Source organism: Streptomyces sp. CNH189 (assembly GCF_000527195.1).
In genome coordinates this window covers 18,651-37,565 of the sequence record NZ_AZUS01000006.1, presented here as the reverse complement: position 1 = coordinate 37,565, position 18,915 = coordinate 18,651, and the positions used below count along the sequence as shown (strand labels likewise).

The following is an 18,915-nucleotide window of genomic DNA, read 5'->3' as shown; positions in this document are numbered from 1 at the left end:
GGCGGCGTGACAGCCATCGAGCAGACGGACGCGGTACGCCCGAGGGGTACACGCCTTCCGCGCCGTGCCCGACGGAACCAGTTGCTGGGCGCCGCCCAGGAGGTCTTCGTCGCGCAGGGTTACCACGCGGCCGCCATGGACGACATCGCCGAGCGGGCGGGCGTGAGCAAGCCGGTGCTGTACCAGCACTTCCCCGGCAAGCTCGACCTGTACCTGGCGCTGCTGGACCAGCACTGCGAGGCGCTGATCCAGTCGGTGCGGCACGCGCTGGCGTCGACGTCGGACAACAAGCAGCGTGTCCAGGCGACCATGGACGCGTACTTCGCGTACGTCGAGGACGACGGCGGAGCCTTCCGCCTGGTCTTCGAGTCCGACCTGACGAACGAGCCCGCCGTGCGCGAGCGCGTGGACAAGGTCACCAACGAGTGCGCGGAGGCCATCTGCGACGTCATCGCCGAGGACACCGGGCTGTCGCGCGCGGAGTCGATGCTCCTCGCGTCGGGGCTCGGCGGTCTCGCCCAGGTGGTGGCGCGGTCCTGGCTGCACAGCGACCGCAGCGTGCCCCGCGACCAGGCGGTGCAGTTGCTGGCCTCACTGGCGTGGCGGGGCATCGCGGGGTTCCCGCTGCACGGCAACGACCACCACTGACCGCCGGGGGGCGGCAGGCGTTTGTTCCCGTCGGCTGTTCGCTGTTGGCGTGGCCGGGCGGAGCGTGTACGTCCCCTCACCGGGCTAATGTGTGCTGGTACGGCGCGGAAGGTCGCGCACTTCACTGACCGTCGGAGGGACATAGCCGTGGAGGTCAAGATCGGCGTGCAGCACGCGCCCCGCGAGATCGTTCTGGAGAGCGGTCAGAGCGCGGAGGAGGTCGAGCGCGTGGTGGCCGAGGCGCTGGCCGGGAAGTCGCAGCTGCTGAGCCTCGTGGACGAGCACGGCCGCAAGATCCTGGTCCCGGCCGACCGTCTCGCCTACGTGGAGATCGGCGAGCCGGCCCCGCGCAAGGTGGGCTTCGGCGCGCTGTAGCACGCGAAGCAGTTCGGCATACGGGAAGGCCCGGCGGTTTCCACCGCCGGGCCTTCCCGTGTCCCGGTCCCCCCTTGCCCGCACGCCCACGGCGTGTCGGAGGCACTCCCGGGCGTGTCGCGCGGGCCCGCTGACGCGGACCACTCCGACGGAGTACGGCGAACCCCCTGGGGAGGATTGCATTCCGCAGGTCAGGGGTAAGACGGGCTACGACCTGAACGAGCAGGCCGGCCGTGTGGGAGGGACCCCGACATGCTTCTGGAAGCGCTCAGCTCCGCGATCCTCGGCCTGGCCCTGGCCCTGGGGGCGTACCGCCGCCTGTCGCATCGGCTTCCCGCCCCGGTGCTGGTGCTGCCGACCGGTGTCGCCGGGGCCCTGTTCGGCGCTTTCGTCATGAACACCGCGCTGGACGCGGGCAACCTGCTGACGATGCTGCTGGGCGCCGCGATCGTCTCGGTCGCCTCGCTGTCGCTGCTGCTGCGCCCGGCGGGTCGGCTGCGCCGCTCGGCGACCGCCTGACCCGGCGGCGCCGTTCGCGGACGCCTGACCCGCCGGCTCGCGCCGTCGAGGGATGCGGTCAGGCGGCCAGGCCCAGCGCCGCCATCCGCTTGGTGTGCGCCTCGGTGATCCGGGAGAACATCCGGCCGACCTCGGCCAGGTCGAACCCGTCCGCGACCCCGCCGACGAGCATCGTCGACAGCGCGTCCCGGTCGGCGACCACCCGCTGGGACTGGGACAGCGCCTCACCCATCAGCCGGCGCGCCCACAGCGCGAGCCGCCCGCCCACGCGCGGGTCCGCGTCGATCGCCGCGCGCACCTTCTCCACGGCGAAGCCGCCGTGCCCGGTGTCGTCCAGCACGGCCAGCACCAGCGCGCGGGTGTCGGAGTCGAGACGCGCCGCGACCTCGCGGTAGAAGTCGCTGGCGATGGAGTCGCCGACGTAGGCCTTGACGAGACCCTCCAGCCAGTCGGAGGGCGCCGTCTGCTTGTGGAAGCCGTCGTAGGCGGCGACGAACGGCTCCATGGCATGCGTCGGCTCCTCGCCGATCTCGGCCAGCCGGTCCCGCAGCCGCTCGAAGTGGTGGAACTCGGCCGAGGCCATCTTCGCCAGCTCCGCCTTGTCCCCCATGGTGGGCGCCAGCTTGGCGTCCTCCGCGAGCCGCTCGAACGCCGCCAGCTCCCCGTACGCCAGCGCGCCGAGCAGGTCCACGACAGCGGCACGGTACTGGGGGTCGGCGGAGGCGGCCGCCCAGTCCATGGCGGCGACGCCGGTCCGTGCGGCGGGGGTCTCGGGGGTTTCCGCGGCGGTGTCAGGGCTGTCAGAGCTCGTCATGCAGCGCACAATAGCCCGCCCGGCCTGCGCCGGAAGGCCGTGGTCGATCAGTGTGACGACGACTACGTGACCGAATCGGCCATGGCGTGTGCGGGAATCCGGGGTATGGTGGTATTGCGGCTGCTGAGCACTCTGGCGTATTCGGACGTGCTCGACGGGCCGCATGTATGAGGATGCCCGGTCGGTGGCCCGATCGGCTCCGACCCGACAGCCCTCTGAAGCCGTACGGCACATCGCGTACGGAAGCCGGAGGGACACCTCAGCGGTACGAGCGCTCGAGCGTCGGCAGTGGTCCCGTGTCCTACGGCCTTCACCGTATGGCAGCCGTCGTCCCCGGCACGGTCCCTACACGACCCCCGCGCTCGCCTCGCACCGCGCACACAGAAGAGGCAGCACCCTGACTACGACGTTCCGAGAGCTCGGGATCCTCCCCGAGACAGCCGAGGCCCTTGAAGCCGTCGGCATCACCACTCCCTTCCCCATCCAGGAGATGACGCTCCCCGTGGCCCTGTCGGGCACGGACGTCATCGGCCAGGCCAAGACCGGCACCGGCAAGACGCTCGGCTTCGGCCTTCCCCTCCTCGAGCGGGTCACCGTCCCCGCCGACGTGGAGGCGGGCCGCGCGAAGCCCGAGGACCTCACCGACACGCCGCAGGCGCTGGTGGTCGTCCCCACGCGCGAGCTGTGCACGCAGGTCACCAACGACCTGCTGACCGCCGGCAAGGTGCGCAACGTGCGCGTCACCGCGATCTACGGCGGCCGGGCCTACGAGCCCCAGGTCGAGGCGCTGAAGAAGGGCGTCGACGTGATCGTCGGCACCCCGGGCCGGCTGCTCGACCTCGCCGGGCAGAAGAAGCTCAACCTGTCGGACGTCAAGGCCCTCGTCCTCGACGAGGCCGACGAGATGCTCGACCTGGGCTTCCTGCCCGACGTCGAGAAGATCATCAAGCTGCTTCCGGTGAAGCGTCAGACGATGCTCTTCTCGGCCACCATGCCGGGCGCGGTCATCGGTCTCGCCCGCCGCTACATGTCGCAGCCCACGCACATCCGCGCCACGGCGCCGGACGACGAGGGCGCGACGGTCGCGAACACCAAGCAGTTCATCTACCGCGCGCACAACATGGACAAGCCCGAGCTGGTCGCGCGGATACTGCAGGCCGACGGCCGTGGCCTGGTCATGGTCTTCTGCCGCACCAAGCGCACCGCGGCCGACCTCGCCGACCAGCTGAAGCAGCGTGGCTTCGCCTCCGGCGCGGTCCACGGCGACCTCGGCCAGGGCGCCCGTGAGCAGGCGCTGCGCGCCTTCCGCAACGGCAAGGTGGACGTACTCGTCTGCACCGACGTCGCCGCGCGCGGCATCGACGTCGAGGGCGTCACGCACGTCATCAACTACCAGTCGCCGGAAGAGGAGAAGACGTACCTGCACCGCATCGGCCGCACCGGCCGCGCGGGCGCCAAGGGTACGGCGATCACTCTGGTCGACTGGGACGACATCCCCCGCTGGCAGCTGATCAACAAGGCGCTGGACCTGGGCTTCAGCGACCCGCCGGAGACCTACTCCACCTCTCCGCACCTGTTCACGGACCTGGGCATCCCCGAGGGCACCAAGGGCGTCCTCCCGCGTTCGGAGCGCACCCGGGCCGGTCTGGACGCGGAGGAGCTCGAGGACCTGGGCGAGCCGGCCGGTCGCGCGCCGCGCGGACGTGGTGGCCGGGACGGACGTGACGGGCGTGACGGGCGTCGCGGTTCCCGCTCCGAGGAGCGGGAGGCGTCGACGCGTACGCCGCGCCGCCGTCGCCGCACCCGCAGCGGTACCCCGCTCGACGAGGCGGGCGTGCAGTCCGCCGCTCCGGCCGCCGAGGTCGCCGGGGAGGCGGAGGCCGACGAGGCCACCGCACGCACCCCGCGCCGCCGTCGCCGTACGCGCGGCGGGGCCACCGCCGCTCCGGTGGGCGCCGTGGAGCAGGAGGCGGCCGAGACCGCTGTGGACACGGCCGAGGGACCGTCGGTGGAGGCTTCCGCGGCCGCTTCAGACGCCCCGGAGAAGCCGCGCCGTCGTCGCACCCGCAGGGGTGCGGGGTCCGCCGCGCAGGACGCCACCGCCGTCGAGGCGCCGGTGGCCGAGCAGGCGCCGGCCGCCGTCGAGGAGCCGTCGGTCCAGGAGTCCGCTCCCGAGGCCGCCGAGCCCCGTCGCCGCCGTACCCGTAAGACGGCCGAGGCCGCCGAGGCCGCGGTCGACACGGCCGAGGGCACCGTCGACGCCGAGCCGGCCGCGCCGCGCCGCCGCACCCGCAAGGCCGCGGCGAAGGCCGAGGCCGTGGTCGACACGGCCGAAGGCACCACCGAGGTGGCCGCCGAGGCTGCCGAGGCCAAGCCGCGCCGTACCCGCAAGAAGGCCGTCGCCGCCGAGGCCGACGTCGCGGCCGAGGCCGCCGAGGCCGCGCCGAAGCGCACGCGGAAGACCGCCGCCAAGAAGGCGGAGGCGGCCGTCGACACCGCCGAGGGCACCGAGGCCAAGCCGCGCCGCCGCACCCGTAAGGCCGCCGAGGCGGAGCCTGTGGAGATCCCGGCGCAGACCGCGCCGGAGGCGGAGGAGAAGCCGCGGCGTACGCGGAAGACCGCGGCCAAGAAGGCCGTGGCCGCCGTCGACACGGCCGAGGTTGCCGAGGCCAAGCCGCGCCGCACGCGCAAGACGGTCCCGGCGCAGACCGCACCCGAGGCGGAGGCCGCCGAGGCCCCCGCGCCGCGCCGCCGCACCCGCAAGGCCGCGACGGTCGCCCCGGAGGCGGAGTCCGCGCAGGGCTGACGCCACACCGACGCCGACGGCCCGGTTCCCCCACGTGGGGCCGGGCCGTCGGCGTGTCCGCACCCGCTAACCTCACCCCGTGACCAGCGCCTTCTCCCCCGCCCCGCCCCCCGGCGACCTGCCTCGCCGACTCCGCACCGCACGGGGCGAGTTCGCCGTCCTGGACGTACCGCCGGCCGGTGAAGTCCCGCTGCGGGGAACCGTGTTGCTGCTGCCCGGCTACACCGGCAGCAAGGAGGACTTCACGCCGGTGCTCGCACCGCTCGCCGCCCGCGGGTACCGCGCCGTCGCGGTGGACGGGCGGGGCCAGCACGCGTCCGACGGACCCGCCGACGACGAAGTCGCCTACGCACAGGACGAGTTGGCGAAGGACGTGCTGGCACAGGCGCGCGAGCTCGACGCGCCCGTCCACCTCGTCGGCCATTCGCTCGGCGGCCAGATCGCGCGTGCGGCCGTCCTCCTCGACCACTCCCCCTTCCGTTCGCTGACGCTGCTCTGCTCGGGTCCCGCCCGTATCTCGGAGGCGCAGGAACAGCGGGTGAGGTTGCTGCGGGACGCGCTCGCCGTGATGTCGATGGAGGAATGCTGGGAGGCCATTCTGGCCATGGGCCCGCCGGAGGAGGTGGGCGGACCGGCGCGCGGCATCGGCGGACCGGAGCAGTTGCGGAGGCGCTGGCTGAGCACGAAGCCAGCGCAACTGCTCGTCACCGGGCGCCAGTTGTGCACCGAGCCGGACCGGGTCGCGGAACTGGCCGCCGTACCGCTGCCGACGCACGTCCTCTCCGGCTCGTCCGACGACGCCTGGCCGGTGCCGGACCTCGACCACATGGCCCGGCGCCTGACGGCCCACCGCACGGTCGTCGACGGTGCCGGCCACACGCCCATGGTCGACCGACCCGCCCACACGGCGCGGGCTCTCGCCGACTTCTTCGACATCACGGAGTTTCAGCCGTCCCTCAAATGATCCTCAGGGATCACCTGAGGGACGGTTCCGCCCGTATCGCCGCGCCTAAGGTTCGTGCACGTGATCGCCACGGGGCGGTCCACCACGAACGGGGGGGCTCGATGACCCATGCCCGGAGTGCCTGTGTCCTGATCCTGCTGGCCGCGGTCGGCTGCACGTCCGCCAACGGCACCGACGAGAAACCGGAACCCCCGAAGCCGGCCGCCGCGGGCAGCCCGGCCGCGCGGCAGCCGGCACCGGTCACCCCGCCTCCGCTCGACGCAGGGTCCGGCGAGAGCACGGCCGGGCAGTACGGCCCCGCCCACGGCAACGTCGGCTTCCCCTACACGGCCGGCACCCGGGGCAAGGCCCTCACGGTCGCCGTCAGCTGCCGGGGCAGGGGCGGTGTGGAGGTGCACCTGCCCGTGCCGCGCGCGGACTTCCGGCTGGCCTGCGCCTCCGGGGACCCCGCCGTGACGTACCACCAGCTCGCCCTGCCCGCCGCACACCGGGCCGGGAGCGTGCGCGTGACCGCGCCGTCCGGCGTCACCTGGGCGGTCACCGTCGGCCGGAGCGACCCCGCCGAGGAGGATCCGGCCACCGCGACCGGCTGACCGGCGCCTCACAAGGCGCGCGGACCCTCACCACGAGACGCTCGCGCGTCCCTGGCGCGACGCACGCGAACCCTCAGCGCGAGGCGGGCCGAGCTCCCGGCGCCTAGTACTGCGCCTGCAGGTGGTCCCAGAAGCCGTCGCGAAGGGAGCGGCGGAGGTCCGCCTGGCCGCGGAGGGAGTACTGGAGAAGGCCCTCCGCCTCGACCAGCAGGTCCTGGTCGACCGAGCCGGGCAGGTAGGGGTGGCCGGGGAGGAGCTCCATCATGGTGTCCCGGCCGCGGGAGACCAGCCACTTCGCGGCGATCTGCGCGCCCACGAAACGGACGTCCTCCCGGGTGGGCCGGCCGGTCGCCGGCTCGTAGGCGGACGCCGTGCGCCGGGAGACGTACGGCTTGAAGAAGTCCAGGTCGAGGGTGCGCTGGCTGTCGACCTCCCAGAGCAGCGGCTCGGCCTGGTTGCGGCCCTCGGGCGCCTCGATGCCCCACAGGTGGACACGGGCGCCGTACCCCTGGGCGGCCTCGACGGCGGAGACCAGGTCCTCGTCGCCGCCGAGCAGGGCCGCGTCGCTGATGGCGCGGTGCCGGGCCAGTGACTCCAGGTCGGAGCGGATCAGGGAGTCGACGCCCTTCTGCTGGTTGTTGGCGTTGAGGTTGCCGAGGCGCACCTTGACGTCGGGCAGCTCGGCGATGGTCTGCTGCTCGGCCGTGTGGATGCGGCGGCGGGCGCCGTCGTACCAGTAGACGCGCAGCAGCCTGCTGTCGGCGAAGACGGTGCGGGCGCGGTCGATGAGCGCGTCGATGAGCCCCTCGGCGTCGAGGTCGAAGGCGCGGCGGTCCTCCGTCCCGGCGACGAGCCGCCCGGCGGCCGCGTAGAGGTAGCCGGCGTCCACGAAGATCGCGTGGGTCGAGGGCGTCTTGGCCACCTCGGCGAGCATGCGCTGGAGCAGCTCGTTCGTGCGGTCGATACGGGCGTGCAGTGCCGCGAGGTCGTCGTTCATCACCTCACATTGTCCCGCTGGTCACGCTACGAACACAACCGGTCCCGGTCGGTCTCCCTCGAAACCCTTACTGGTCAGTATTTAGTCGATCGAAAAATTTCCTTAGCGTAGGGAATGTTTGCACCACACAGCTCGTTGTACCAGTCACGGAACACGGGCCCGTCCGGTCCCGTGGGCCTCCACCCAGTAGTTCTCCTTCAGGAGGATGACCAGACGAAGGGAGAAGCCCCTTGCGCTTCGAAATCATGCGACTCGACGACGTCGACGGCACCGCCGTGGACTCGACCGTCGTGGACGCCGCCTCCGTCAATCGCATCGTTCAGCAGGCCGCCGCTGTAGGGCAGCGCCTGTGGATCCGCCCGGCCGACGCCCCGGCCTCGTAACTCCCGCACCGCGGTCCCGCGGCCGCACGCGCCGCGTCCCGGTGCACTGTACGCATGCTTGAGGAGCCCTCGTACCACGGTACGAGGGCTCCGGTGTGTCCGACGGCCCTGGTCAGGCGCCCTGGATCACCTGGGTCACGCCGTTGATGATCTGCTGCACGGCAATGGCGGAGAGCATCATGCCCGCAAGGCGCGTCACCAGGACGACCCCGCCGTCCTTGATGACCCGGATGATCAGCAGCGAGTACCGCATCACCAGCCACAGGACGACGTGGATGGCGAGGATCGCCGCCCACACGGACACCTGCCCCGTGACGCTGTCGGCCTTCTGCACGGCGAGGATGACCGACACGATCGCGCCCGGCCCGGCCAGCAGCGGCATACCCAGCGGGACCAGCGCGACGTTGACGTCCTTGGTCTGCTGGGGCTCGTCGGTCTTGCCGGTGAGCAGGTCGAGGGCGATCAGCAGGAGCAGCAGACCGCCGGCGATCATCAGCGCCGGGATGGAGACGTGCAGGTAGTCGAGGATCTGATGGCCGAGCAGCCCGAAAACGGTGATCACACCGCCCGCCACACAGACGGCCTGGAAGGCCATGCGCCGCTGGACCTTGGCCGGGCGGCCCGCGGTCAGCGCGAGGAAGATCGGCGTGATCCCGGGGGGATCCATGATGACAAAAAGGGTCAGGAAGAGAGAGCCGAAGACGGCGACGTCGAACATGACTGCCTTGCGCGAGTACGAAAAGGGTGAGCGAGGAAGGATGAGGCGCGAGCCAAGAAGAGTGAGGCGCGAGCCGAGAAAGGTGAGGTTCGGGTGCGGGGTCAGGCCCCGCCGGCCCCCGGCACCGGGAACGCCCCGGTCGCCCGCCGCGTGATCTCGCCGTAGACCTCGGGGTCCGTGGTGAACTCCCCGAGGACGCAGGTCTTCCGGGTGCCGTGGTAGTCGCTCGACCCGGTGGTCAGCAGGCCCAGCTCGCCTGCCAGGCCGCGCAGCCGCGCCCGCGTCGCGGGGTCGTGGTCCATGTGGTCGACCTCGATGCCGTCGAGCCCGGCCTCGGCCAGCTCCGCGATCGCCGACTCCGGCACGGTCCGGCCCCGCTTGCTCGCGGCCGGGTGCGCGAGGACGGCGACCCCGCCGGCGTCCTTGACCAGCCGCAGGGCCTCGAAGGGGTAGGTCTCGTGCTTCGGTATGTACGCCCGGCCGCCGTCGGCCAGCCATTCCGGGGTGAAGGCGTCGCTCACATTCGCTACGACGCCCAGTTCCACGAGCGCGCTCGCCACGTGCGGGCGCCCCACCGAGCCGTCACCGGCGATCCGCGCGACCTGCTCCCAGGTGACCGGGACACCCAGCTCGTTCAGCTTGGTGATCATGCCCTTGGCCCGCGGCACCCGGTCGTCCCGGACCAGCTCGCGCTCCGCGAGCAGCGCGGGCTCCTCGGGGTCGAACAGGTAGGCCAGCATGTGCATGCTGATGCCGTCGAGCCGGCAGGAGAGTTCGGCGCCGGTGACCAGGGTGAGGCCTTGCGGCAGCGCCGCGAGGGCCTCGGCGTGGCCGCGCGTGGTGTCGTGGTCGGTCAGGGCGACGACGTCAAGACCCGCGGACGCGGCCTTGCGGACCAGTTCGGCCGGGGTGTCCGTGCCGTCGGACGCGGTGGAGTGGGTGTGCAGGTCGATGCGCACGACGCGTTACTCCAAGCGTGACGGACGGATGAGGACGCTTCAGGATAACCGGATTTTCGGCCGCTCCTGTCACACCCGAACCCGGCATGCGCCCCCTACAACGTATGCGCCCCCTACAACCCGAGGCAGGCGGACTACGCCTCCAGCAGCCGCGGGGACAGGGCGCCGCAGGGCACCAGCTCCACCTCGGCGCCGGCGTCCCGCAGGTCGGCGAGCACCAGCTCGTCGTACATCAGCAGGCCCGACTTCTCCGGCCACACCACGGCCCACAGCCACAGACCGAGCGCCTCGCCCGCGAACACGGCGCGGTCGTCGGGTGTGCCGGACACATGCCAGAGCGGGGTCGGCCGGCCGGCGGCGAGCACCTTGGCCTGGGGCGGCTTCTCGACGTCCATGGAGGGTCCGGGGTCGGGGCCGTCGATGCCCGCGTACCGCGCACCCAGACCGACCCCGAGCTCCTCGGCGACCAGGATCAGCTCCCCCATCCCGCCGAGCGGTCCGGGGCCGGTGCAGGCGACGGCCGTCGCACGGCCACCGCTGCGGTCGTCGCCCGCGGAGGCCGCCCCGGTGAAGAGCCAGCCCACCGGCAAGGGCCACGGCATCCACACCGGCACCTTGGTGCGGTGCACGACGACTTCGAGGGCCTCGACGCTCGGCGGTATCACGGGCTGCAGCGGATGCACGGTGCCGTGCACGTCGCACTGCCAGGCATCCGAGAAGAGGCCGGGAGCCCTGACCCGGCCACCGCACTTCGGGCAACTGGGTTCGCCCCTCATAGGGCCCCACGGTCCTAGCTCCGCCGCGTCACGTCAAGGACGATCACCCGTCCGGAGGGAACGGCAGGCCACGGAGCGAGATAGATGTAACTTGCATTAGTTAGCTTGGCTAAGCTATTGTGTGCATAACCCAACCATCTGTCGCCGGACATCCGGCACCCCTCCACGTCCGGGATTGGAGCACCCATGGACCCCATCGACACGGGATCGGTCAGCATTCTCAGGCAGCCGAAAGCCGTGTGGGCGACTGCCGGTGCGTCCGTCGTCGCCTTCATGGGAATCGGGCTCGTCGACCCGATCCTGCCGTCCATCGCCGAGGGCCTCGACGCCACCGCCGGCCAGGTCTCCCTGCTGTTCACCTCGTACTTCCTGATCACCGCGCTGGCGATGCTGGTGACCGGCTTCGTCTCCAGCCGCATCGGCGGGCGCAAGACGCTGCTGCTGGGCCTGGCGCTGGTCGTGGTGTTCGCCGGGCTCTCCGGCACCTCGGGATCGGTCGGCGAGCTGGTCGGCTTCCGCGCCGGCTGGGGACTGGGCAACGCCCTGTTCGTCTCCACCGCCCTCGCGGTGATCGTCGGCGCCGCGGCCGGCGGGAGCGCTGCGGCCATCCTTCTCTACGAGTCGGCCCTCGGCCTCGGCATGGCCTGCGGCCCGCTGCTGGGCGCGGTGCTCGGCGACGCGAGCTGGCGCTACCCGTTCTTCGGCACGGCCTTCCTGATGGCCGTCGGCTTCGTGTGCATCTCGGTGTTCCTGAAGGAGCAGCCCCGCCCGGCCCGCAAGACCTCCCTGCTCGACCCGATCAAGGCGCTCGGGCACGGCGGGCTGGCCTCCGCGGCGGTCTCGGCGTTCTTCTACAACTACACGTTCTTCACCGTGCTGGCCTTCACGCCGTTCGTGCTGAACATGACCCCCTACCGCTCCGGCGCGGTGTTCTTCGCCTGGGGCGTGCTGCTCGCCGTCTTCTCGGTGATCGTCGCGCCGCGGCTGCAGAAGCGCTTCGGTTCGCTGCGGGTGCTGGGCGGCTCGCTGGTGCTGCTCGCGGTCGACGTGCTGGCCCTCGGCTTCGGCGACCACACCACGGCCGTCGTCTGCACCGTGCTGTCCGGTGCCCTCATCGGCGTGAACAACACCGTGTACACGGAACTGGCGCTCGGTGTGTCGGACGCGCCGCGGCCGGTGGCGAGCGCCGGGTACAACTTCGTGCGCTGGTTCGCGGCCGCCGCCGCGCCCTTCTTCGCGCCGAAGCTCGAGGAGTGGGCCGACGCCCGGATGCCGTTCGTGGTCGCGGCCGTGACGGCGGCGCTGGGCGCCCTGGTGGTGCTGGTGCGGCGCCGGTCGCTCACCGCGGAGGCCGAGGAGCAGCAGCCCCGGCACGCCACCGAGGACGGGGTCAACGTCTTCGCCAACTGAGCGGTGCGCCAACGGTGTTAGTGAGCTTCCTCACTCCGGCGGCACCCGCTTCGGGGCCGCTCCGGGCTGACTCCGGCGCTCAGTCCAGCGGCACGGACTTCCGGGACGGGTCCCTGAGGTCCGTGCCCTGGTTCAGCCAGCGCTCCTGGAGGGCCTGGGCTCCGTGCACCCGCTTCCAGGCGGCCTCGTTGGGCGTCATCGGCAGCAGCGGCAGGAACCGTACGGGCTCCAGGGGCGCGTCGAGCTCGAGGTCCTCGACCAGGCCGCCCGGCTCGGCGACCAGCACCGAGGTGAACGGGGCTCCGGGCCACATCGGTTCACCGACGTCGAGCGAGGCGCCGGGGGCCACGACCAGGCCCTCGACCTGCGGGGACGCGGCGAGTACGGCGAGCGGGCGGAGCACCTTGTCGGTGTCGGCCGTGCCACCGCGCACCGACAGCACCAGCTCGGCGCGGGGGCCCGCGACCGGGTCCGCGATCACGGCCGTGGGGTCCGCCATGGGCTGCGCCGACATGCCGAGGGTGGCGTAGCGCACGATGTCCCCCTCGTGGAAGCGCAGCACCTCGATGCGGTCCGTGCCCAGGAAGGTGACCGCCGCGCGTGCGTCCGGTTCGCCCAGCGCGGTGCGCAGCCGGGCCTCGACCAGAGGAAGAACATCTGCCATGGGGCGAGCATAGAACTCGTCAGTACCGGGCAAAGCAGAGCCTTGACACAGCAGTCGGCTGATACGCTTGGCCGGTGGTTCGGGCAGCACGCGTCATGCGCTCGACTATTGCCCGAACGCTGTGTGCACCCCCGTTCAAGGGGGGAATCCCCTCAGGGGATCGCGATCGTCCCTCACGAGGGACCGGCCGGAGGAGGTGGGGCTGGCATGGACCGAAGTCGACCGTGCAGTATCACCCGCTCTTCCGCCCGCTGAGGTAGCTGATTCCCGTTCGGCTCCCGCCTTTCGCTTCGCGCGTCTTCATCGGAAGAGCACTCGTTTCGTTCTGACTGATCTGCCCCAGTAGCTGTATCAGCGACGAAGCTCGCCACCGCGACGGTGCGGTGCTGCCCGCTTTGTGGACGTGCCAAACATCCGCAGTCCAGGACGTCCTCATTCCGGGTTGTTCCACCCGTCGTTCCGGCGCCTTTCGTTGCCCGCTCGCGAAGGAGCCCGCCATGTCGATGATCCGCGACCTGCGCGCCGTGGTCCGCCCCGCCTCCCGCATCTCGCTCCGCAAGGGGAGCGGCCCGTACGACACCACGCGCGACGCCGCGACCGCCACCGCCGTCGTCGACTGCGCCGTCTACCGGGACGGCCGCCGCCTGGACACCGAGGACGGCCCGCTCGGCCCCCAGGAGGCGATGCGCCGGGTGCGCCGCGACGGGGGCTTCGTCTGGATCGGCCTGCACGAGCCGACGGAGGCCGAATTCGCTGGTATCGCCGCGGAGTTCGGGCTGCACCCGCTGGCCGTGGAGGACGCCGTCCAGGCCCACCAGCGGCCCAAGCTGGAGCGCTACGACGACTCCCTGTTCACGGTCTTCAAGACCGTCCACTACCTCGACCACGACCGCGTCTCCTCCAGCAGCGAGATCGTCGAGACCGGCGAGGTGATGTGCTTCACCGGCCGGGACTTCTTCATCACCGTCCGGCACGGCGGCCAGGGCTCCCTGCGCGCCCTGCGGCACCGCCTCCAGGACGACCCGGAGCTGCTGGCCAAAGGGCCCTCGGCCGTGCTGCACGCCATCGCCGACCACGTGGTGGACGGCTACATCGCGGTCGCCGACGCGATGCAGGACGACATCGACGAGGTCGAGACGAAGGTCTTCTCGCCCGGCCGCAAGGGCGCCCCGCGCGGTACGGACGCCGGTGAGATCTACCAGCTCAAGCGCGAGGTCCTGGAGTTCAAGCGGGCCGTGGCGCCGCTGCTGCGGCCGATGCAGCTGCTCAGCGAGCGGCCGATGCGGCTGATCGACCCGGAGATCCAGAAGTACTTCCGGGACGTCGCCGACCACGTGGCCCGGGTGCAGGAGCAGGTCGTCGGCTTCGACGAGCTGCTGAACTCCATCCTCCAGGCGAACCTCGCGCAGGCGTCCGTCGCGCAGAACGAGGACATGCGCAAGATCACCTCGTGGGCCGCGATCATCGCCGTGCCGACGATGGTCTGCGGGGTGTACGGCATGAACTTCGACTACATGCCGGAGACCCACTGGAAGTACGGCTACCCGGTGGTCCTCGGCGTCACGGTGGCCCTCTGTCTCGGCATTCACCGCACGCTGAAGCGCAACGGCTGGCTCTGAGACGCACGGGCCCGGCTCCCCGGGGGCGTGGATAGGCTGGCCCGCATGACTGGCGAGCTGCTCGAACGGGCCCTCATCGAGGAGGCCACGAAGAAGTCCGGCCTCATCTGGGTCAGGGGTCCCGGTGTCCCGGCCCGCGCGCTGTGGCACGTGTGGCACGAGGGCGCCGCCTGCGTGATCGGCGACGGACCGGGCGAACAGCCGCTGCCGGGGCTGGCCGACGGGGCGCCGGCCGAGGTGACGGTCCGCAGCAAGGACAAGGGCGGCCGGCTGGTGACCTGGGCCGCCACGGTCCGGGAACTGCCGTCGGGCTCCGAGGAGTGGACGGCGGCCGTCGCCGACCTCAAGGGCAAGCGGCTGAACGCCCTCGACGGCGAGGCGATGCCCGAGCGCTGGGCCCGCGAGTGCCGCGTACTGCGTCTGGAGCCGACGGGCGGGACGTCACCGCTGCCCGACGGGGACCTGGCCGCGGCCCCGCTGCCGACCCCCGTGACCACCCGGCAGCCGATGCCGGCGGGGCTGCCGCGCCTCCTGGCGAAGCGCAAGCGGCGCCGCTGACCCGGAGGAGGCGTCCGGCCCCGGACACGCGACGTCCTGAGGCGCCCGGTCCCGGACACCGGGCGTCTAGGACGTCGGGAGCTGCTTGCCGTAGTCGAGGGTCTCGCCCTTGGCCGGCTTCTCCAGCGGGAAGTCGGTGCCCCAGGCGGAGAAGGTGAGGGTGCCCGCCTCCCCGGCCCGCTCCAGCCGCAGCGGATAGGGCTGCCCCTCGAGGGAGACGTCCAGGGTGCCGCCCGCCCCCTCGCCGGCGGTGACCCGCACGGTGCGCACGCCGTCCTGCTCGTGGTGGCCGTCGGTGGCCAGCTCCCCGTGCAGCGTCAGCAGACCGCCGAGCAGCACGTTCTTGTCCGTGAAGCCGATGAACTTGGTGTACGAGGGGTCGCCCTTGGGCACCTTGACGTACTTCGCGGCGAGCTTGTCCGCCGCCTTGGAGTCGTTCGCGCCCCCGCTGCTCCCCTGCCCCCAGAAGGCGGCGTCGGCCTTCAGGAAGAGCTCCTCGTCGACCCGCAACAGGCGGAAGGTCTCCCCCTTGGTGGTGACCGAGCCGATGCCGCCCTTCTCCTTCAGACGCATGTCGAGCGTGTAGGTACGGCCGCTGGTGACGACCGTTCCGTGCAGCCGCACGGTGCCGACGGACGCGGCGGCCTTCTGGGCCTTGGCCTGGATCTGGTCGGCGGGGAGTCTGCCGACGCCGTTCGTTCCCTCGTTCGGATCCTCGGAGCATCCCGTGAGCGCCGTCCCCGCCACGAGCAGCGCGCACACGGCGCCTGCCAGCGTGGCCCTGCGGGTACGGCCCGGGGAGATCGGAATCACAGGTGGGCTGCCTCTCTGACGGGGGACCTGAACGGCGTACCGCAGAGTACCGGGGCCGGGGAGGCCGGACGGAGCCAGTCCGTCCGGACCGGCCACAGGAGCAGCACCGATCGGGACGGGCTAGCCTGAAGCCCACCCGAGCGGGCAATCCGGATAACGGACGCACCAGGCAGTACATGGCAAGGAAGCACTCCGCACGCACGCAAAGGAGCCGCCGGCATGGCAGCGGGCGCACCCCGGTTCTTCGTCTCGCACGTCTCCGGTGTCGCCGTCTTCGACCCGGCGGGCGACCAGGTGGGGCGCGTGCGGGACCTGGTGGTCATCCTCCGTCCGGGCCGGCGCCCGCCCCGGCTGCTCGGCCTGGTGGTCGAACTCCCCACCCGGCGCCGCATCTTCCTGCCCATGACGCGGGTGACCTCCGTGCAGGCGGGCCAGGTCATCACCACCGGGGTGCTCAACGTGCGGCGCTTCGAGCAGCGGCCCACCGAGCGTCTGGTGTTCGGCGAACTGCTCGACCGGCGGGTCACGCTGGTGGACACCGGCGAGGAGGTCACCGTCCTGGACCTGTCGGTGCATCAGCTGCAGGCGCGGCGGGAGTGGGAGATCGACCGGGTCTTCGTGCGCAAGGGCAGGAAGGGCGGCGCGTTCCGGCGCGGCAAGGGTGAGACGCTGACCGTGGAGTGGTCCGCCGTCACCGGCTTCTCACTGGAGGAGGACGGGCAGGGCGCCGAGAACCTGCTCGCCACCTTCGAGCAGCTGCGCCCCGCCGACCTCGCCAACGTGCTGCACCACCTCTCCCCCAAGCGGCGCGCGGAGGTGGCCGCCGCCCTCGACGACGACCGACTCGCGGACGTCCTGGAGGAGCTGCCCGAGGACGACCAGATCGAGGTCCTGGGCGTGCTGGCGGAGGAGCGGGCCGCCGACGTGCTGGAGGCGATGGACCCCGACGACGCGGCCGACCTGCTGGGCGAGCTGCCGGAGGCGGACAAGGAGCGCCTGCTGAGCCTGATGCGGCCGGCGGACGCGGCGGACATGCGCCGCCTGATGTCGTACGAGGAGCGCACGGCGGGCGGTCTGATGACCACGGAGCCGATCATCCTGCGGCCGGACGCGACCGTCGCGGACGCCCTCGCCCGGATCCGCGAACCGGACCTGTCCCCGGCGCACGCCGCTCAGGTCTACGTCTGCCGGCCGCCGGAGGAGACCCCCACCGGCAAGTATCTGGGCACGGTGCACTTCCAGCGGCTGCTGCGCGACCCCCCGTACACCCTGGTCGGCTCGATGCTGGACGACGACCTGCAGCCGCTGGAGCCGGAGGCCACGCTGCCCGTGGTCGCCGGGTTCTTCGCCGCGTACGACATGGTGGCGGCGCCGGTGGTCGACGAGGCCGGGTCGCTGCTCGGCGCGGTGACGGTGGACGACGTGCTGGACCACATGCTGCCGGGCGACTGGCGCGAGACCGAGTTCCACCTGGACGAGGGGGCGGCCACCGATGGCGGCTGAGCGCGACGGGCGCGAGCGGACGCCGGCGGGCGCCACGGCCGCCGGACGACCGCGTGCCCCCCGGCTCGACCAGCCGCGGCCTCCCCGGCGCCGGATCCTGCCCGAGTGGGACCCGGAGGCCTTCGGACGGCTGTCGGAGAGCGTGGCGCGCTTCCTGGGCACCGGGCGGTTCATCGTCTGGATGACGGTCGTCATCATCCTGTGGGTGCTGTGGAACGTCTCCGCGCCGAAGGACCTGCGCTTCGACGAGTACCCGTTCATCTTCCTGACCCTGATGCTGTCGCTGCAGGCCTCCTACGCGGCCCCGCTGATCCTGCTCGCGCAGAACCGGCAGGACGACCGCGACCGGGTCAACCTGGAGCAGGACCGCAAACAGAACGAGCGGTCGATCGCGGACACCGAGTACCTGACCCGGGAGGTGGCCGCGCTGCGCATCGGGCTGGGCGAGGTCGCCACCCGGGACTGGATCCGCTCGGAGCTGCAGGACCTGGTCAAGGAGCTGGAGATCCACCGGAACGGCCACAAGGAGCAGCACGGGTCATACCCGGCGATGCGGGCGGAACGGCCGCCGGGACGTGACGCAGACGACCGTTGACGTCCTTACCGGCGGGTGTACCCGGCGCCGTACCATCGTCCCTATGGCTACGGAAGACGCGGTGCGCGAAGCACTGGCGACGGTGAACGACCCCGAGATCAACCGGCCCATCACCGAGCTCGGGATGGTCAAATCGGTGGAGATCGGTGCGGACGGTGCGGTCGCGGTCACCGTGTACCTGACGGTCTCCGGCTGCCCCATGCGGGACACCATCACGCAGCGCGTGACGGACGCGGTCTCCGCGGTCGAGGGGGTGACCCGGGTCGACGTGACGCTGGACGTCATGAGCGACGAGCAGCGCAAGGAGCTGGCGAACGCCCTGCGCGGCGGCCAGACCGAGCGCGAGGTGCCCTTCGCCAAGCCGGGCAGCCTCACCCGGGTGTACGCGGTGGCGTCCGGCAAGGGCGGTGTCGGCAAGTCCTCGGTAACGGTGAACCTGGCGGCGGCGATGGCGGCCGACGGGCTGAAGGTCGGTGTCGTGGACGCCGACATCTACGGCCACTCGGTGCCGCGCATGCTGGGCGCCGACGGGCGTCCCACCCAGGTCGAGAACATGATCATGCCGCCGTCGGCGCACGGCGTGAAGGTCATCTCCATCGGCATGTTCACCCCGGGCAACGCGCCCGTGGTGTGGCGCGGCCCGATGCTGCACCGCGCGCTCCAGCAGTTCCTGGCGGACGTGTACTGGGGCGACCTGGACGTGCTGCTGCTCGACCTGCCGCCCGGCACCGGTGACATCGCGATCTCCGTCGCGCAGCTGGTGCCGAACGCGGAGATCCTGGTCGTCACCACGCCCCAGCAGGCGGCGGCCGAGGTGGCCGAACGGGCGGGCTCCATCGCCGTGCAGACGCACCAGAAGATCGTCGGCGTGGTGGAGAACATGTCGGGGCTGCCCTGCCCGCACTGCGGCGAGATGGTCGACGTGTTCGGCACCGGCGGCGGCCAGACCGTCGCCGAGGGCCTGACCCGCACCACCGGCGCCAACGTCCCGGTGCTGGGCGCCATCCCGATCGACGTCCGGCTGCGTGAGGGCGGCGACGAGGGCAAGCCCGTGGTGCTGTCCGACCCGGACTCCGCGGCGGGTTCCGCGCTCCGCTCGATCGCCGGCAAGCTGGGCGGCCGGCAGCGCGGCCTGTCGGGCATGTCCCTGGGGATCACCCCGCGCAACAAGTTCTGAGGGCCGCCGCGCCGAGGCCCGTAC

General features: G+C 71.9%; 20 protein-coding genes. 13 read left to right on the top strand and 7 right to left on the bottom strand.

What is annotated here, in order from left to right; translation table 11 throughout:
* The first annotated feature begins 6 nt into the window (after nt 1–6).
* The 3 genes from B100_RS0110320 (at nt 7) to B100_RS0110310 (ending at nt 1,542) form a co-directional block, all read left to right on the top strand.
* A complete protein-coding gene (locus tag B100_RS0110320; protein WP_024884357.1) occupies nt 7–648 on the top strand; it encodes a TetR/AcrR family transcriptional regulator in 642 nt (213 codons plus the stop codon).
* A 147-nt stretch (nt 649–795) separates the two neighbouring features.
* Nucleotides 796–1,023: a DUF3107 domain-containing protein gene (locus tag B100_RS0110315; protein WP_019522837.1), complete on the top strand. Its 228-nt coding sequence runs from the start codon at nt 796–798 to the stop codon at nt 1,021–1,023.
* 252 nt (nt 1,024–1,275) lie between these two features.
* Nucleotides 1,276–1,542 carry a hypothetical protein gene (locus B100_RS0110310; protein WP_024884356.1) on the top strand — a complete coding sequence of 89 codons (267 nt, stop codon included), beginning with the start codon at nt 1,276–1,278 and terminating at the stop codon, nt 1,540–1,542.
* A 58-nt stretch (nt 1,543–1,600) separates the two neighbouring features.
* Here the strand turns inward: B100_RS0110310 and B100_RS0110305 are convergent, their stop codons facing one another.
* Nucleotides 1,601–2,356: a ferritin-like fold-containing protein gene (locus B100_RS0110305; RefSeq protein WP_024884355.1), complete on the bottom strand. Its 756-nt coding sequence runs from the start codon at nt 2,354–2,356 to the stop codon at nt 1,601–1,603.
* A 490-nt stretch (nt 2,357–2,846) separates the two neighbouring features.
* Here B100_RS0110305 and B100_RS0110295 point away from each other — a divergent pair, with 490 nt between their 5' ends.
* From B100_RS0110295 to B100_RS36420, 3 genes are all read left to right on the top strand, one after another.
* A complete protein-coding gene (locus tag B100_RS0110295) occupies nt 2,847–5,162 on the top strand; it encodes a DEAD/DEAH box helicase (protein ID WP_024884354.1) in 2,316 nt (771 codons plus the stop codon).
* Nucleotides 5,163–5,241: 79 nt separating this feature from the next.
* A complete protein-coding gene (locus B100_RS0110290) occupies nt 5,242–6,126 on the top strand; it encodes an alpha/beta fold hydrolase (protein WP_024884353.1) in 885 nt (294 codons plus the stop codon).
* Between the two features lie 101 nt (nt 6,127–6,227).
* On the top strand, nt 6,228–6,719 hold the full coding sequence (locus tag B100_RS36420) for a hypothetical protein (RefSeq protein WP_024884352.1): 492 nt from the start codon (nt 6,228–6,230) through the stop codon (nt 6,717–6,719).
* A 103-nt stretch (nt 6,720–6,822) separates the two neighbouring features.
* On the opposite strand, the gene B100_RS0110280 is transcribed toward B100_RS36420, so the two are convergent.
* Nucleotides 6,823–7,716 carry an NYN domain-containing protein gene (locus B100_RS0110280; protein WP_024884351.1) on the bottom strand — a complete coding sequence of 298 codons (894 nt, stop codon included), beginning with the start codon at nt 7,714–7,716 and terminating at the stop codon, nt 6,823–6,825.
* Nucleotides 7,717–7,946: 230 nt separating this feature from the next.
* On the opposite strand from B100_RS0110280, the gene B100_RS37225 reads away from it, so the two are divergent.
* On the top strand, nt 7,947–8,099 hold the full coding sequence (locus B100_RS37225) for a hypothetical protein (RefSeq protein WP_199785229.1): 153 nt from the start codon (nt 7,947–7,949) through the stop codon (nt 8,097–8,099).
* A 112-nt stretch (nt 8,100–8,211) separates the two neighbouring features.
* On the opposite strand, the gene B100_RS0110270 is transcribed toward B100_RS37225, so the two are convergent.
* From B100_RS0110270 to B100_RS0110260, 3 genes are all read right to left on the bottom strand, one after another.
* On the bottom strand, nt 8,212–8,817 hold the full coding sequence (locus tag B100_RS0110270; RefSeq protein WP_024884350.1) for a MarC family protein: 606 nt from the start codon (nt 8,815–8,817) through the stop codon (nt 8,212–8,214).
* Between the two features lie 101 nt (nt 8,818–8,918).
* Complete coding sequence (locus B100_RS0110265; protein WP_024884349.1) at nt 8,919–9,776, bottom strand: PHP domain-containing protein; 858 nt, start codon at nt 9,774–9,776, stop codon at nt 8,919–8,921.
* 134 nt (nt 9,777–9,910) lie between these two features.
* Nucleotides 9,911–10,552: a DUF6758 family protein gene (locus tag B100_RS0110260; RefSeq protein ID WP_024884348.1), complete on the bottom strand. Its 642-nt coding sequence runs from the start codon at nt 10,550–10,552 to the stop codon at nt 9,911–9,913.
* A 186-nt stretch (nt 10,553–10,738) separates the two neighbouring features.
* Here B100_RS0110260 and B100_RS0110255 point away from each other — a divergent pair, with 186 nt between their 5' ends.
* Entirely contained in the window at nt 10,739–11,962 is a 1,224-nt protein-coding gene (locus B100_RS0110255; protein ID WP_024884347.1) for an MFS transporter, read from the top strand.
* A gap of 79 nt (nt 11,963–12,041) precedes the next feature.
* Here the strand turns inward: B100_RS0110255 and B100_RS0110250 are convergent, their stop codons facing one another.
* Nucleotides 12,042–12,626 carry a suppressor of fused domain protein gene (locus tag B100_RS0110250; RefSeq protein WP_024884346.1) on the bottom strand — a complete coding sequence of 195 codons (585 nt, stop codon included), beginning with the start codon at nt 12,624–12,626 and terminating at the stop codon, nt 12,042–12,044.
* Nucleotides 12,627–13,123: 497 nt separating this feature from the next.
* Here B100_RS0110250 and B100_RS0110245 point away from each other — a divergent pair, with 497 nt between their 5' ends.
* Both B100_RS0110245 and B100_RS0110240 read left to right on the top strand, forming a co-directional pair.
* Nucleotides 13,124–14,245, top strand: a complete 1,122-nt coding sequence (locus B100_RS0110245) for a magnesium and cobalt transport protein CorA (protein ID WP_024884345.1) — start codon at nt 13,124–13,126, stop codon at nt 14,243–14,245.
* Between the two features lie 45 nt (nt 14,246–14,290).
* The gene (locus B100_RS0110240) at nt 14,291–14,803 is read left to right on the top strand and encodes a hypothetical protein (RefSeq protein WP_024884344.1); all 513 of its coding nucleotides are present in this window, start codon (nt 14,291–14,293) and stop codon (nt 14,801–14,803) included.
* A gap of 66 nt (nt 14,804–14,869) precedes the next feature.
* Here B100_RS0110240 and B100_RS0110235 read toward each other — a convergent pair whose 3' ends face one another.
* Complete coding sequence (locus tag B100_RS0110235; protein WP_024884343.1) at nt 14,870–15,616, bottom strand: hypothetical protein; 747 nt, start codon at nt 15,614–15,616, stop codon at nt 14,870–14,872.
* Between the two features lie 219 nt (nt 15,617–15,835).
* On the opposite strand from B100_RS0110235, the gene B100_RS0110230 reads away from it, so the two are divergent.
* The 3 genes from B100_RS0110230 to B100_RS0110220 are packed head-to-tail and all read left to right on the top strand — an operon-like array spanning nt 15,836 to nt 18,891.
* Nucleotides 15,836–17,119 carry a magnesium transporter MgtE N-terminal domain-containing protein gene (locus B100_RS0110230; RefSeq protein ID WP_024884342.1) on the top strand — a complete coding sequence of 428 codons (1,284 nt, stop codon included), beginning with the start codon at nt 15,836–15,838 and terminating at the stop codon, nt 17,117–17,119.
* On the top strand, nt 17,109–17,714 hold the full coding sequence (locus B100_RS0110225) for a DUF1003 domain-containing protein (RefSeq protein WP_024884341.1): 606 nt from the start codon (nt 17,109–17,111) through the stop codon (nt 17,712–17,714). Before B100_RS0110230 ends, B100_RS0110225 begins: the two co-directional genes overlap by 11 nt.
* Before the next feature lie 43 nt (nt 17,715–17,757).
* Entirely contained in the window at nt 17,758–18,891 is a 1,134-nt protein-coding gene (locus B100_RS0110220) for an Mrp/NBP35 family ATP-binding protein (protein WP_024884340.1), read from the top strand.
* Nucleotides 18,892–18,915 lie beyond the last annotated feature (24 nt).

Coding starts and splice junctions, on each gene's coding strand:
- B100_RS0110305 (WP_024884355.1), bottom strand. CDS start 2,356: ATGACGAGCTCTGACAGCCCTGACACCGCCGCGGAAACCCCCGAGACC.
- B100_RS0110250 (WP_024884346.1), bottom strand. CDS start 12,626: ATGGCAGATGTTCTTCCTCTGGTCGAGGCCCGGCTGCGCACCGCGCTG.
- B100_RS0110295 (WP_024884354.1), top strand. CDS start 2,847: ATGACGCTCCCCGTGGCCCTGTCGGGCACGGACGTCATCGGCCAGGCC.
- B100_RS0110220 (WP_024884340.1), top strand. CDS start 17,758: ATGGCTACGGAAGACGCGGTGCGCGAAGCACTGGCGACGGTGAACGAC.
- B100_RS0110230 (WP_024884342.1), top strand. CDS start 15,836: ATGGCAGCGGGCGCACCCCGGTTCTTCGTCTCGCACGTCTCCGGTGTC.
- B100_RS0110280 (WP_024884351.1), bottom strand. CDS start 7,716: ATGAACGACGACCTCGCGGCACTGCACGCCCGTATCGACCGCACGAAC.
- B100_RS36420 (WP_024884352.1), top strand. CDS start 6,228: ATGACCCATGCCCGGAGTGCCTGTGTCCTGATCCTGCTGGCCGCGGTC.
- B100_RS0110245 (WP_024884345.1), top strand. CDS start 13,124: ATGTCGATGATCCGCGACCTGCGCGCCGTGGTCCGCCCCGCCTCCCGC.
- B100_RS0110310 (WP_024884356.1), top strand. CDS start 1,276: ATGCTTCTGGAAGCGCTCAGCTCCGCGATCCTCGGCCTGGCCCTGGCC.
- B100_RS0110260 (WP_024884348.1), bottom strand. CDS start 10,552: ATGAGGGGCGAACCCAGTTGCCCGAAGTGCGGTGGCCGGGTCAGGGCT.
- B100_RS0110240 (WP_024884344.1), top strand. CDS start 14,291: ATGACTGGCGAGCTGCTCGAACGGGCCCTCATCGAGGAGGCCACGAAG.
- B100_RS0110255 (WP_024884347.1), top strand. CDS start 10,739: ATGGACCCCATCGACACGGGATCGGTCAGCATTCTCAGGCAGCCGAAA.
- B100_RS0110270 (WP_024884350.1), bottom strand. CDS start 8,817: ATGTTCGACGTCGCCGTCTTCGGCTCTCTCTTCCTGACCCTTTTTGTC.
- B100_RS0110225 (WP_024884341.1), top strand. CDS start 17,109: ATGGCGGCTGAGCGCGACGGGCGCGAGCGGACGCCGGCGGGCGCCACG.